Origin of the sequence: Muribaculum intestinale (assembly GCF_002201515.1) — a bacterium.
Taxonomy (GTDB): domain Bacteria; phylum Bacteroidota; class Bacteroidia; order Bacteroidales; family Muribaculaceae; genus Muribaculum; species Muribaculum intestinale.
Genome location: NZ_CP021421.1, coordinates 1,381,213 through 1,394,637 on the forward strand (window position 1 = coordinate 1,381,213; position 13,425 = coordinate 1,394,637).

Consider the following 13,425-nt stretch of genomic DNA (forward strand, 5'->3'; position numbering starts at 1 on the left):
CATAATATAATATGGAATACAACCATAAAGAGATCGAATCGCGCTGGCAACAGTATTGGAAAGATCATAAGACATACAAAACTGAGATAGACCGCTCACGTCCGAAATACTATGTGCTCGACATGTTCCCCTATCCTTCCGGAGCTGGACTTCATGTAGGACATCCCCTTGGCTATATAGCAAGTGATATATATTCCCGCTATAAGAGACTCAATGGCTTCAATGTGCTTCATCCCATGGGCTATGACTCATATGGTCTGCCTGCCGAGCAGTATGCCATACAGACCGGACAGCATCCGGAAAAGACCACATTCGAGAATATTGACCGCTACCGCAGCCAGCTCGACAAGATAGGCTTCTGCTACGACTGGGACCGCGAGATACGTACATGCGACCCATCGTATTATAAATGGACACAGTGGGCGTTCATGAAGATGTATGAGCATTACTATGACCGTAATGCCGACAAGGCAATGCCTGTAGTGGATCTTATAGCCCACTTCGAGAAGTCGGGAACAGAGGGTGTGAATGCAGCCTGCGGAAAGGATATGGAATTCACAGCCGAGGAATGGAAAGGTATGTCGCCCAAGGAGAAGAGCGATACTCTGATGAACTACCGTATCGCTTTTCTTGCCGATACAATGGTAAACTGGTGTCCGAAACTTGGTACAGTGCTTGCCAATGACGAGGTAAGCGAGGGTGTTTCGTTGCGTGGCGGATATCCTGTGGAGCAGAAACTGATGTATCAGTGGTGTCTGCGTGTATCGGCTTATGCACAGCGTCTGCTCGACGGTCTTGACACAATAGACTGGACCGACTCGCTCAAGGAGACACAGCGCAACTGGATAGGCCGTTCGGAAGGTGCTGAGATGCGTTTCCCTATAGACGGCAGTGATGTAGAACTTGAAATCTTCACTACCCGCGCCGATACCGTTTTCGGAGTAACATTCATGGTGCTTGCTCCCGAGAGTGTCTATGTTGACATGATAACCACTCCCGAGCAGCGTGGTGCGGTGGATGCATATCTTGATGAAGTGAAGCATAAGACAGAGCGCGAGCGTATGATAGATAAAAAGGTAAGCGGTGTATTCACCGGCGCATATGCTGTGAATCCTCTTACCGGAAAGAATATTCCTGTATGGGTGAGCGATTACGTGCTTGCCGGCTACGGTACGGGAGCTATCATGGCAGTGCCTGCACACGACAGCCGCGACTATGCTTTCGCCCGTCATTTCAATCTTCCTGTAATACCACTGATAGAGGGAGCCGATGTGTCGGAGGAGAGTTTCGACGCCAAATCCGGCAAGATGATTAACTCGGCAAGCGCTGAGCTTGACCTTAACGGTATGGAGGTGAAGGACGCAATTGCCACTACCAAGAAATTTATAGAAGAGAAAGGTATAGGCAAGGTAAAGGTGAACTATCGTCTACGCGACGCCATATTCAGTCGTCAGCGCTATTGGGGCGAGCCATTCCCGGTGTATTACAAGGATGGTATCCCCACGCTGCTTCCGGAGGAAAGTCTGCCTCTCGAACTTCCTGAGGTGGATAAATTCCTGCCTACTGAGACAGGAGAGCCTCCTTTGGGACGTGCCAAGAACTGGAAGACAGCCGAGGGTTATCCACTTGAACTGAATACAATGCCCGGTTTTGCCGGTTCGAGCGCATACTATCTGCGCTATATGGATCCGAAGAACGACAATGCTTTGGTAAGCGAGGAGGCTGACGGATACTGGCAGGATGTAGACCTTTACATCGGCGGTACGGAGCATGCCACGGGGCATCTTATCTACAGTCGTTTCTGGAACAAGTTCCTCTATGACCTCGGAGTGGTATGTCGCGACGAGCCTTTCCGTAAACTTGTCAACCAGGGCATGATTCAGGGTCGAAGTAATTTTGTGTACCGCATAAAGGATACCAATACATTCGTATCGGCCGGTCTGCGCAAAGAGTATGACACTACTCCTATCCATGTCGACGTCAATATTGTAAGCAACGATGTGCTTGATACAGAAAAGTTCCGTGCATGGCGTCCGGAATTCAAGGATGCGGAATTTATCCTTGAGGATGGCAAGTATGTATGTGGATATGCTGTCGAGAAGATGTCGAAATCGATGTTCAACGTAGTGAATCCCGATGATATAGTAGAACGCTATGGTGCCGATACACTTCGTCTGTATGAAATGTTCCTCGGTCCGATTGAGGCAAGCAAACCGTGGGATACAAACGGTATTGACGGTGTGAACCGCTTCCTCAGAAAACTGTGGAGCCTGTTCTATAAGGGAGACAATCTGCTTGTGAGCGATGAATCTGCATCAAAGGATGCTCTGAAAGCCGTGCATAAACTTATCAAGAAGGTAACTGCCGATATAGAGTCATTCAGCTATAATACCTCGGTAGCGGCATTTATGATATGTGTAAATGAACTTACACAGCTCAAATGTCATAGTCGTGAGGCTCTTGAACCTCTGGTTGTGCTCATTGCTCCGTTTGCACCTCATATAGCAGAGGAGCTGTGGCATGCGCTCGGACACGATACTACAGTGTGTGATGCCAAATGGCCGGTACATAACGAGGAGTACCTTGTGGAGTCGACTGTGACTATGGCAGTGAGCTTCAACGGTAAGGCTCGATACAATATTCAGGTACCTGCCGATGCACCGCGCGAAGAGATAGAAAAGATTGCTCTTGCGCATGAAGGTGCCGCCAAATGGATTGAAGGCAAACAGATAAGGAAGATTATCGTGGTGCCCGGCAAGATTGTCAATATCGTGGTAGGCTGATACCCTTAGGCAAGCTCTTAGAAATAGAAATCCGCCGAGTCTGATATTTCAGACCCGGCGGATTTATTATAGAATGTAAATACTTGAATTACATAATTATTTTGGTTGATTCGGAGCCCTGACGCAGGATATACACTTTACCTTTTGTAGGGTTGGCAACTTCGATGCCCTGAAGATTAAAGTATCTGGCAGGAGTTGTCTCGTCGATTGCTATATTGTCGATTGATGAGGTTTCTTCACTGTACTCAATCGTCATATAAGAAAAGCGCATGGGATTTGATTTCTTGGGAGTGAATGTAAGACCGAAATCGGATGTTGCAGAGCCTGTCCAGTAAGGAGTGGTGCCTTCTGTAATGCATTCACCGAAATTCTCCGGGTAGTCTACTTCCAGGTTTTGGGTGTATCCGGCAGTAGTACAAGCAAAAGTTATCTTTGTAATGGTGACACCTTTCTCGGGAGAAATGTTAAGCAGAGTCTGCTTGGCCCACTGGAGATGAGGAGTCTGACCTGAGGGATTGATATAAGAAAATCCGGTGGATTCTACTTTCTTGTAAAATGCAAACTTGCATACTCCGGGTACTTCAAAATCTTTATCGTTGATGGAAGTATCTGAACTGCCTTCAGAAAATTCTACTTTTGAAGTAACGTCACCTTCATAATTATATCCGGCGAAAACTACAACAACTTCATCAGCTTTGGCCACACATGTCATGGCAATTGCAAAAAATAATGAGAGTAAAGATTTCTTCATAATTAAATTTAATGGTTAATTTTAGGTTATTGGTTGATGTATATAAATATGTGTATAATGAAGACAGTTTAATAGCGTGACATGCTAATCGGTAATGAAAATTTTTAAAAATTTTGTGACAATTATTGTAGCATACATGATTTATGCTTTGGAGTACAGCAATAAAAGGCTTTGGTATTTCGTTCATATATGTATGAAACAGATAGTGTTTGCTACAAATAATGCCCACAAACTTAGGGAGGTGCGCGAGATACTCGATGATACCGGTATAGAAGTGCTTTCTTTGGACGAGATAAGCTGTAATGATGATATTCCTGAGACAGCTGATACACTTGAAGGCAATGCCTTAATAAAAGCCAAATGGGTGAAACAGCACTATGGCTATGACTGTTTTGCCGATGATACCGGTCTTGAAGTCGAAGCGCTTGGTGGTGCTCCGGGTGTGTATTCGGCGCGTTATGCAGGTCCCGGTCATGATTCGGTTGCCAATGTAGCTCTTCTTCTTGCCAACATGGATGGGATGAATGACAGAAAAGCCTGTTTCCGTACTGTAATTGCTCTTATAATCGGAGATGAAGAGCCTATGCTGTTTAATGGCATAGTAGAGGGATGTATAACTCATGAGTGTCATGGAGAAAGTGGCTTCGGATATGACCCTGTGTTCCGGCCGGATGGCGAGAAGCGTACTTTTGCCCAGATGAAAGAAGAGGAAAAAAATGCAATCAGTCATCGTGGACGTGCGGTAAAGAAACTTGCTGCATATCTCGCGCAAGTATGATGTAAAAAGAGTAGGGGACACTCTGCTTTCTTGCAATTAAGTATGTGTTCGAAATTATTTAATGCATTGTCTCATAAATTATGAGGCGAACTTTCGAATCCGGCTTCAGTTGCTATGGAACTCCATAACGCCATCAGCCGAATGTAAAATTTCATCCACATACTTCATAATCCAATACAATAAATAATTTAGAACACATACTTATTAAAGTAATCATAGTGTATGTATAGATATTATCTGATATTAGTATCTCTTATATCAATTTTAAGTGTGAATCTGTCGGCTCAGCATACCGTAGGTTCATGGGAATTGTACAGTAATTACGGTATTGACCGCGCTGATATTCTCGACACTAAATCGAGAGTTTATTTTTGTGGTGGCGGTTCGCTGTTTCATTACGATAAGGATATGGACGAGATGTATTCGTATAATCTTGGAAATGGACTTTCGGATGTGAATGTATGTGGTATCTATCGTAACTATGATAGAGATTACACCGTTTGTGTATATGAAAACAGCAATATCGACCTGATATATGATAATGGAAATATTGTGAATCTGAGTGATATCAAAGATGCGCAATATGTTACTGACAAGAGTATCAACAGTGTATCGTTTGATGACGACGAGATGTATGTAGCTACCGGTTTTGGCATTGTCAGATATGACACTAAGAATGGAGCTGTAAAAGAGTCGGGTATTTTCAGTTTTCCGGTATATGGGGTTACTGTAATGGGTGAGAATGTAGTTATAAGCACAGATAACGGTCTTTTTGGCATAAGCAAGTCACAAAGGGTTAATGACTTTAGCAAATTTGTGAAATTGAGCGATTTGCAGTGTGATGGTTTGTATGGAATGAGTGATGATTTTATTATTGCACATCGCCCATCGGCCAATTGGGTCAATATATATAAGATAGATTTTGATAATAAAACAGTCGGAGGCAATTATCCGGGATTTGCAATGTACGATTTTGCAAGAATGCGAATGTTTGGCGACTGGTTTGCTATCATATCAAGATATGGATATGTACTATGTAGACTCTATGAGGAGGATAGGGTGGAATATAAATATGTTGAGTTGCCGTCAAGTCTATATACTTCTTTTATTTATGTAGGAGGAAATGGTTCCGGCAGTGATAATGATTTATGGTATTTGAATGATGACGGATTAGGTCATCTTACATACACTACTAATTATATTGGTATTGACAATTCTCAGAAATTAACTAACTATACAATTGACAGAGAACCATCATATCCTTTTGGAACATCGGTGCATGGAGGTCCTACCAGACTTGCTGCTTCTGATATAGGAGTTTATGCCACTTACAACGCCCAGAGCAGATATCCGGCTCACGATAACTATAGTTATTTGATGAAACTGAATATAGTAAACAATGGTTTCGTTGATGATATCACACCCCGAAAGGGTGATTATACCACTATAAATCCCAACAGTGCAAATCTTTTACGAACAGGGCATCATGTTGTTGTTGATCCTGAGGATCCATCTATTGTATATGTACCCACATGGTTTGAAGGAATATGGAAGTTTAAGGATGGAAAGCAGATAGGCAAGTATGACAAGACCAATGGTCCTTTTGGCACAGGATACTCATGTTCGGTCGAGGATGTGGCTTTTGACAGCAATAATAATCTATGGGCGATTGCGCACGATTTCACAAGATCTCGCGAGATTGTTACTATTTTGCCTGCCAATAAGAATAAAAGCAACACGGCTTCTTATAGTGACTGGATTACTCTCGATTTGCCTTATTTCGGAACTCATGAAAGTAGAGATTCAAGAATCGTGCATTTTAAGCATTCAAAAAATAAGAATCTTGCCATGATAACGCAGACATACGGTGACCAAAATGTAGTGATATACGATACTAAAGGTACATCGGCTGTGTCGGACGACAATTACTGGATGGTTAACAGATTTACTGACCAGGATGGTAAGACTTTTGGTCCATATGCTGTAATAAGCATAGCAGAAGATAACAACGGCGATATCTGGCTTGGTACCGCGTGTGGAGTTGTGGTAATACATAATCTTCGAAACATGCTGTCTAATCAGGATAATACAATAGAGCGCGTGAAGGTACCTCGCAACGATGGTACTTCACTTGCTGATTACCTTCTTGATAATCAGGAAGTAACTTCGATTGCGGTAGATGCCGGAAATCGTAAGTGGCTGTCAACGGTTACCTCTGGTGTTTATTATGTAAGTGCTGACGGGCGTGAGATTATTGATAATTTCACTCGTTCCAATAGTATTATTCCTTCAAATGAAGTACACTCTATAGTATGTGAGCCTAATAGCAGTGACGTATATTTCGGTACTACCAATGGCGTGGCTGTATATCACAGTACGATTACTCCGGCTGCTTCAGATTTCAGTGATGTATATGCTTATCCCAATCCGGTAAGGCCTGATTATACAGGCTGGATTACAATAAAGGGTCTGATGGATAATTCTCTTGTAAAAATTGCAGATTCTGCCGGTAATGTATTCCTTCAGACACGTTCGGAGGGAGGTATGGTGATGTGGGACGGATGCAATGGAGCTGGCGAACGTGTACCCACAGGAGTATATTATGTGTATGCCTCTCAGAATCAGGAGTCTAATAATGGAGCAGTAACAAAGATTCTGGTAGTAAAATAAATATGTCTGACGATACACATGCCCTGTCAGGATATGTGTGTCGCAGTTTATAGAGAATGGCACAATCGAAAAGAATACGATTTATATCATTTCTACAGATTTTAGGAGTGATACTGGTGATTCTTGGACATTCTTTGCATGAATATCCGGGCGATTTTCATCAGTTTTGGTTCTATCGAATGTTTCAGACGGTGAGGATGCCACTATTTGTGTTTATCTCAGGCTATTTATTTATGATATCAATGGTAAAAAGGGAGTATAATGTCTCTTTGGTAGATTTCATAAAGAATAAGGCACAGCGCCTGCTGGTGCCTTATTTTGTACTGACAATATTGACATTTGTACCTCGTGCATTGATGTCGGAATATGCTGACGAGCCGGTAAATATGGATATCAACTCATTCATTTCATCCATTTTTTTCTCGGATAAGCTCACAATTGTGTTTCTATGGTTCCTGCCTGTTGTATTTGTCTTGTTGTGTGTGTCGTTCATAGGGATAAAATTATTCAAGAATAGACTCTCACTGTTTTTTTTGATTGGAGGCATACTGTCTATTGCAGGCTATTTCTGCGTAAATCAGTGGGAGTGGACTTTCATGGGCGTAGGACGTACAGCCAAGCTCGCGGTCTTCTTTATGTGTGGTATCGCATATGGCAGATGGAAACCTGATATAGATTTTTTATTAGGACAGTGGTGGTTTGGCGGCATATGTGCGGCAATATGGTTTACCTTGTTTTATACCGAAAATTTATCAGGAATATATGGTCTTGTATGCTCTTTATCCGGGCTTGCAATGCTTATTACATTGGCTATTATAGCTTGTGAGTGGCAGCTTGGTTGGCGACATCTTGAGGGATACAACTATATGATGTACCTGTTGTCGTGGTTTACATGTGTAGTGTCACAGCAGATACTTCATCATTTTACCGATTTTCCGTGGTGGATATATACCATTATAGCTTTATTGAGCAGTATATATATACCTTGGTCAATAGGAAAAATGCTACACAGATACTCGGCATCAAGCCGGTCGGCAAGGTCTATACTTTGGCTTCTTGGCCATAATCCTAATAAAAGCAGTGTATGATTGATTCTGGTATGGTCTCGGTCATTATTCCGGTATGGAATGTAGAGCAGTTTCTGGATGCATGTCTGGAATCTGTTGCATTACAGACATATAATAATATTGAGGTAATAATGGTCGACGACGGATCTACCGACAGAAGTACCGAGATATGTCGGTCATGGGAAAAAAAGGATGGCAGATTTATTTTGATCAGAAAGTATAACGAAGGTCCTTCGATAGCACGTAATGTAGGATTGGATAATGCTAAAGGAGATTACATAGCATTTGTAGATGGTGATGATATAATACACGTCGAGTACATAGAGACCTTGGTCGGCATTGTAAAAAGAAAAAAAGTATACTCTATATCCGGAGTTGATTATATCAGATTTGGAGACTTTGATATAATCACTACCGCACATAAATGGGATATGACGGAATTTCATCATTATCTTCCTGAAGATGCATTAAGAAAATTGCTGTATCAGAATGATTTTATATGTAGCGCTCCATGGGGTAAGTTGTTCAGTCGGGAAGTTATTGAAGGTATAAGGTTTAAGGAGGGGATAATATATGAGGATCTTGAGTGGATGGTAAGGGTGTTGGAGAAGATGCCTAAGTCTAAGCGCATAGGTCTGTGTAATGCTCCTCTGTACTATTACCGTAAGCGAAATGGCAGTCTTATGGAAACGTTTTCGGGACACAGACTTGATGTGCTCGATATCACGCGTGATATCGAGGATAAAGCGATTGCATCTGCTGACCTAAGGCTGGTGAAGGCGGCTCGTGACCGCCGATTGAGCGCTAATTTTGATATATATATGCAGCTGTGGAAATATATCCGGCAATCTAAGTCTGAAAAGGACGATACAGACAGTTGTGGATACAACAATCAGCTGGTATCATGCTGGACTCAGATAAAGCGCCTCAGAATGGGTTCGCTTATAAATCCGAATGTAAGAAGAAAGAATAAGTTAGGTATACTGCTGTCGTTTTTGGGTCCTACTGTATGTGGCTGGGTTGGCTCAAGAATCATATCCATTCTAAAAAAATAATGGATAAATTTTGTTGCAGGCGATACAATTCATTATATTTGATGTTTAATAAGGAAAAGGTCCGTCAACAGTACCGTAGTAAAAACGGTATGACTATGGCTACCGGGTCTACCGACAGCATTTATCCCATAAATTTATGTGGGAGTTACATTGGGCTGTTATGTACTAAAAAATACTACTTTAAGCAGACATGAAACTGAAATATACAGATGATCAAGACAAGTGTTACGGCGTGACAGGCATGGCCGTAAGCCTTGTTGTGTGGGACGCCGACGATATGCTGGCACGCATTGATATAGATTCTGACGACAATATAGAGTTCGTACCGGAATATTATTTTTCAGGAAATCCCAGACTGTCGGCAAAAGTGGCATGGCAGTACATACTCAAGCATTATCAGGCTTCTATGGGCATGATGATAGGCAATGTGATGTGCCGTCACTATATGCAGCGGAATATGGCTCCCGACACAGATACACGAAACGCTCTGCTTGAATGTCTGGAGCAAGAGGGTGCTGACGCATGCTCGCTTGAGAATGATGAAATACACAGACTGTTTGACCGCAGTTACTCTTACCTCGACAGAGTATTCTCTCATAGCGGCGTACAGAGTATTGTGAGAGATTTTGCACGTGAACTCCAGACACAGCGTACTCTTACTCGCGGTGATGTGTCGGAACTTCTTGCGTCATTGTGCAATCTATGATGAGAGATGGTTGTGCTATAGCATACCTTGCTCCACGAGAACGCATACGCGCTCGATTATGGCATCTTCTTCGTTTTTGTCGGGACGGAAATCACTTTTAAGGTTTACACCGAAAAATCGTCCGAAAGTCTGCCAGAATCCGGCGCGGAAAGTTCCGAGAAACGCTTTCAATATAGAGTAGGACGATTGGTTGGTCTCACGCGTGATGAGTTTCACCAGCATTTTGCCTTGTGATTTGGTAAACTTCTTCAACTGAGGTTTATATTGGTTGAACACCTCTTTTTCCATCTGTTGAAGATGACGCTGTCGCTCTTCCTGCGATGGCAGTGTTTCCATGTATTCGTATGTCTCGAGTATGGTTTCTGCAATCATTTTGGCATAAGGAAGCGTGCGCTTCACATCACGTACAGTGCGCCAGTAGAACTGTTCCTGTTTTTTGTTCTTGAACTTCAACGGAGGGAAGTATGTGATATTGTTGAGCACCACCATTATAGCAGTGTCTCCCTCCTCGCTGACGAAATGATAGCGTCCGCGTACAAGGGGTATGCGGGCGTCTTTAAGCGTAGGCTCGTCGAGTATTCCGACCACACCATCAGATGTGTCGTCTTGAGCCGAGACACTGACGACACACGATAATATCATTATGATGGCGCAAAAGATATTCTTCATTCACACAAAATGCTCGATAAGCAAAAAAAGTTCAGAAAATCACCGGAGTAGGGGACGATATAGCACAAACGCGATGGCGCAGGTCCGGCACAAATCAGGGATGCCGCTGCAATCGTCTATTTGTGAGGATAGTCGATGGTGTAGTGTAGACCTCGGGATTCCTTTCGTTCCATGGCCTGCCGCATAATCAGATAGCCCACGTTGATTATATTGCGCAGCTCGCATATCTCGCGCGATGCTTTTGAGCACTTGAACAGGCGTTCTGTCTCCTCATACAGTATGTCAAGACGGTTCCATGCACGTTTCAGGCGCAAATCCGAACGTACTATACCCACGTATGCCGACATTATCTGTCCTACTTCTTTGATACTTTGGGTTATCAACACCATCTCTTCGTTATGGCGCGTACCCTCGTCGTTCCATTCAGGAATATCAGTGCGATAGGCGTATCCGTCCTTTACCGACATTGCATGTCTGGCGGCTGCATCGGCATATACCACAGCCTCTATCAGTGAGTTGGATGCAAGACGGTTGCCACCGTGCAATCCTGTACATGAACATTCGCCTACGGCATACAGACGACCTATTGACGACTCACCATTGGTGTCCACTTTTATGCCTCCACACAGGTAATGGGCCGCCGGAGCCACAGGTATGTAATCTTTTGTGATATCTATGCCGAGAGATAGACACTTTGCGTATATGTTCGGGAAATGGTGGCGTGTTTCCTCCGGGTCTTTATGCGTCACGTCGAGGAATACATGGTCGTCGCCATTGAGTTTCATCTCTGAGTCTATTGCTCTGGCCACTATGTCGCGCGGAGCAAGCGACAGACGCGGATCGTATTTCTGCATGAATTCCTCACCCTTGAGATTGCGGAGCACGGCTCCATAGCCGCGCATGGCTTCGGTAATGAGAAATGATGGACGGTCGCCCGGATGATACAGTGCGGTTGGGTGAAACTGAATGAACTCCATGTCCTTGACCGTTCCTTTGGCGCGGTATACCATCGCTATGCCGTCGCCTGTGGCTACAAGCGGATTGGTAGTGGTAGTGTAGACGGCTCCCACTCCTCCTGTGGCCATGAGTGTCACCCTCGACAGAAATGTGTCAACTTTGCCTGTCGCAGGATTAAGCACGTAGGCACCGTAGCATGTGATGTCGGGTGTACGCCGTGTGACAATCTTGCCCAGATGGTGCTGAGTGATGATTTCTATAGCGAAGTGATTTTCGAATATGTCTATGTTGGGGTTGGCTTTTACGGCCTTGATAAGCGACTGCTGTATCTCAGCGCCGGTATTGTCGGCGTGATGTAGTATGCGGAATTCGGAGTGACCGCCTTCACGGTGCAGGTCGAAACTGCCGTCATCCTTCTTGTCGAAGTCGACGCCCCATCGTATCAGTTCACGTATCTGTGCCGGAGCTTCCGTCACAACCTTCTTTACAGCTTCCGGGTCTGACAGCCAGTCGCCGGCAATCATAGTATCGTTGATATGCTTGTCGAAGTCATCGACTTCAAGATTGGTCACTGACGCCACCCCGCCTTGGGCGAAGTAGGTGTTGGCTTCCTCAAGTCTGGTCTTGCATATAAGCGCCACGCGACCTGTAGCGGCCACTTTAAGCGCGAAGCTCATTCCGGCGATGCCAGAGCCAATCACCAGATAGTCATATTCGTAGGTCATAGCGTAGAAATCCGGCTAATGATTAGTAGAAATTGCAATCGCAAAGATACATAAAATTCCACCCCATTATCCATTCTGACAAAAATATATATGATAAAAATGATGTATGATGATGAATTATATTCATGGTATCCAAATGATAATATCCAATCATCTAATATTATCAGAGAATATAGGATGATTTATATTACATTGCTTAAATATATTTGTTATATCTTTGTAGGCTATAAAAAAATCAGAATTCAAGATTTATGAGGACACCGAAACTATCCATAATTATTCCTGTATATAATGTGGCTTCATATATAGAAGAGAGCGTATATTCTCTTTTGAACCAGACCGTAATCCGGGATATGGAGATAATTTTGGTGGAAAATGGAAGTAAAGACAATTCTTTAGAGCTATGTCATAAATTAAGTGATTGTAATCCGTGTATAAAAGTTATAACTACAGATATTGCGGATGTCTCAACTGCAAGAAACTGTGGCTTGAATATAGCTCGTGGAAGTCTTATCGGATTTATTGATGGCGATGATACGGTAGAGCCGACAATGTTTGAGGAGCTGATAAAAGCTAAAGAAGCCTTTCATGCTGATATTGCGTATTGTAATTTCAAGTATGTACAGCTTGACGGAACTGTAGAACATCGCTTTCCCGATACCGGCGCCGTTTCGGAGATATCGCCCTCTGAGCTCTGTTATGAGATTCTTATGGAGGAGTCGACCTCTGCCCCTTGGGCAAGGATATATGACCGTTCATTTTTTGATAATCGAAAGTTTCCGGAACGAATGGTCTACGAGGATCATTCAACCATGTACAGATGGATGAGTGAGATGAGTAAGATAGTACATATCGACAAACCTTTATATAATTATCATGCCCGAATTGGAAGCATTACAAATGGCTTTGACAAGGATTTAAGGAAATATCATGACTATTTCTATGCCGAAATCGGACGGCTGGACTTTGTATACGATTATAGCAATCTTGATTCCGTACATAAAAAGAAGGTATTACGTTATTTGATAAAAAATACAAGGGTAGTGGCGGCATATTATGTAAATATGCTTTTGAAGAACAATGATATTGAAGGCGCACGGAAAATATACAGATACTACCTTGATATTCTTGATATAAGGAGGGTGTTGAGTAGTCCTTTCCTTATTGTGAAGACATTGGAAGGAAGGCATAAGTTCAAACATCGTGTAAGCAGAATATTGGAATCATTGTATCTTGACCAAGCCATATTAAAATAATAATCCCG

Annotated in this window: 10 protein-coding genes; 7 read left to right on the plus strand and 3 right to left on the minus strand. The window is 43.1% G+C overall.

Annotation, left to right across the window (positions count from 1 at the left end; genetic code table 11):
* Positions 1–11: 11 nt before the first annotated feature.
* A complete protein-coding gene (leuS, locus tag ADH68_RS05700) occupies positions 12–2,783 on the plus strand; it encodes a leucine--tRNA ligase (RefSeq protein ID WP_068961651.1) in 2,772 nt (923 codons plus the stop codon).
* Positions 2,784–2,871: 88 nt separating this feature from the next.
* Here the strand turns inward: leuS and ADH68_RS05705 are convergent, their stop codons facing one another.
* Positions 2,872–3,534, minus strand: a complete 663-nt coding sequence (locus tag ADH68_RS05705; RefSeq protein WP_133165668.1) for a hypothetical protein — start codon at positions 3,532–3,534, stop codon at positions 2,872–2,874.
* A 193-nt stretch (positions 3,535–3,727) separates the two neighbouring features.
* Between ADH68_RS05705 and ADH68_RS05710 the strand changes: the two genes are divergently transcribed.
* From ADH68_RS05710 to ADH68_RS05730, 5 genes are all read left to right on the plus strand, one after another.
* Positions 3,728–4,312, plus strand: a complete 585-nt coding sequence (locus ADH68_RS05710) for a non-canonical purine NTP diphosphatase (RefSeq protein ID WP_068962156.1) — start codon at positions 3,728–3,730, stop codon at positions 4,310–4,312.
* Between the two features lie 270 nt (positions 4,313–4,582).
* Positions 4,583–6,982 (plus strand): type IX secretion system anionic LPS delivery protein PorZ, encoded by a 2,400-nt coding sequence (porZ, locus tag ADH68_RS05715; RefSeq protein ID WP_157755873.1) that lies wholly within the window; start codon positions 4,583–4,585, stop codon positions 6,980–6,982.
* Positions 6,983–7,038: 56 nt separating this feature from the next.
* On the plus strand, positions 7,039–8,070 hold the full coding sequence (locus ADH68_RS05720; protein WP_084274131.1) for an acyltransferase family protein: 1,032 nt from the start codon (positions 7,039–7,041) through the stop codon (positions 8,068–8,070).
* A complete protein-coding gene (locus ADH68_RS05725; protein ID WP_068961647.1) occupies positions 8,067–9,104 on the plus strand; it encodes a glycosyltransferase family 2 protein in 1,038 nt (345 codons plus the stop codon). The genes ADH68_RS05720 and ADH68_RS05725 overlap by 4 nt, the downstream gene beginning before the upstream one ends.
* Positions 9,105–9,294: 190 nt before the next feature.
* Entirely contained in the window at positions 9,295–9,810 is a 516-nt protein-coding gene (locus ADH68_RS05730) for a hypothetical protein (RefSeq protein ID WP_068961646.1), read from the plus strand.
* A gap of 15 nt (positions 9,811–9,825) precedes the next feature.
* On the opposite strand, the gene ADH68_RS05735 is transcribed toward ADH68_RS05730, so the two are convergent.
* Together ADH68_RS05735 and nadB are read right to left on the minus strand one after the other, a co-directional pair.
* Complete coding sequence (locus ADH68_RS05735) at positions 9,826–10,479, minus strand: DUF4294 domain-containing protein (protein WP_232321396.1); 654 nt, start codon at positions 10,477–10,479, stop codon at positions 9,826–9,828.
* Between the two features lie 116 nt (positions 10,480–10,595).
* Positions 10,596–12,161: an L-aspartate oxidase gene (nadB, locus tag ADH68_RS05740; RefSeq protein ID WP_068961645.1), complete on the minus strand. Its 1,566-nt coding sequence runs from the start codon at positions 12,159–12,161 to the stop codon at positions 10,596–10,598.
* A 251-nt stretch (positions 12,162–12,412) separates the two neighbouring features.
* Here nadB and ADH68_RS05745 point away from each other — a divergent pair, with 251 nt between their 5' ends.
* The gene (locus tag ADH68_RS05745; RefSeq protein ID WP_068961644.1) at positions 12,413–13,417 is read left to right on the plus strand and encodes a glycosyltransferase family 2 protein; all 1,005 of its coding nucleotides are present in this window, start codon (positions 12,413–12,415) and stop codon (positions 13,415–13,417) included.
* Positions 13,418–13,425 lie beyond the last annotated feature (8 nt).

Coding starts and splice junctions, on each gene's coding strand:
- ADH68_RS05705 (WP_133165668.1), bottom strand. CDS start 3,534: ATGAAGAAATCTTTACTCTCATTATTTTTTGCAATTGCCATGACATGT.
- ADH68_RS05725 (WP_068961647.1), top strand. CDS start 8,067: ATGATTGATTCTGGTATGGTCTCGGTCATTATTCCGGTATGGAATGTA.
- ADH68_RS05730 (WP_068961646.1), top strand. CDS start 9,295: ATGAAACTGAAATATACAGATGATCAAGACAAGTGTTACGGCGTGACA.
- nadB (WP_068961645.1), bottom strand. CDS start 12,161: ATGACCTACGAATATGACTATCTGGTGATTGGCTCTGGCATCGCCGGA.
- ADH68_RS05720 (WP_084274131.1), top strand. CDS start 7,039: ATGGCACAATCGAAAAGAATACGATTTATATCATTTCTACAGATTTTA.
- leuS (WP_068961651.1), top strand. CDS start 12: ATGGAATACAACCATAAAGAGATCGAATCGCGCTGGCAACAGTATTGG.
- ADH68_RS05735 (WP_232321396.1), bottom strand. CDS start 10,479: ATGAAGAATATCTTTTGCGCCATCATAATGATATTATCGTGTGTCGTC.
- ADH68_RS05745 (WP_068961644.1), top strand. CDS start 12,413: ATGAGGACACCGAAACTATCCATAATTATTCCTGTATATAATGTGGCT.
- ADH68_RS05710 (WP_068962156.1), top strand. CDS start 3,728: ATGAAACAGATAGTGTTTGCTACAAATAATGCCCACAAACTTAGGGAG.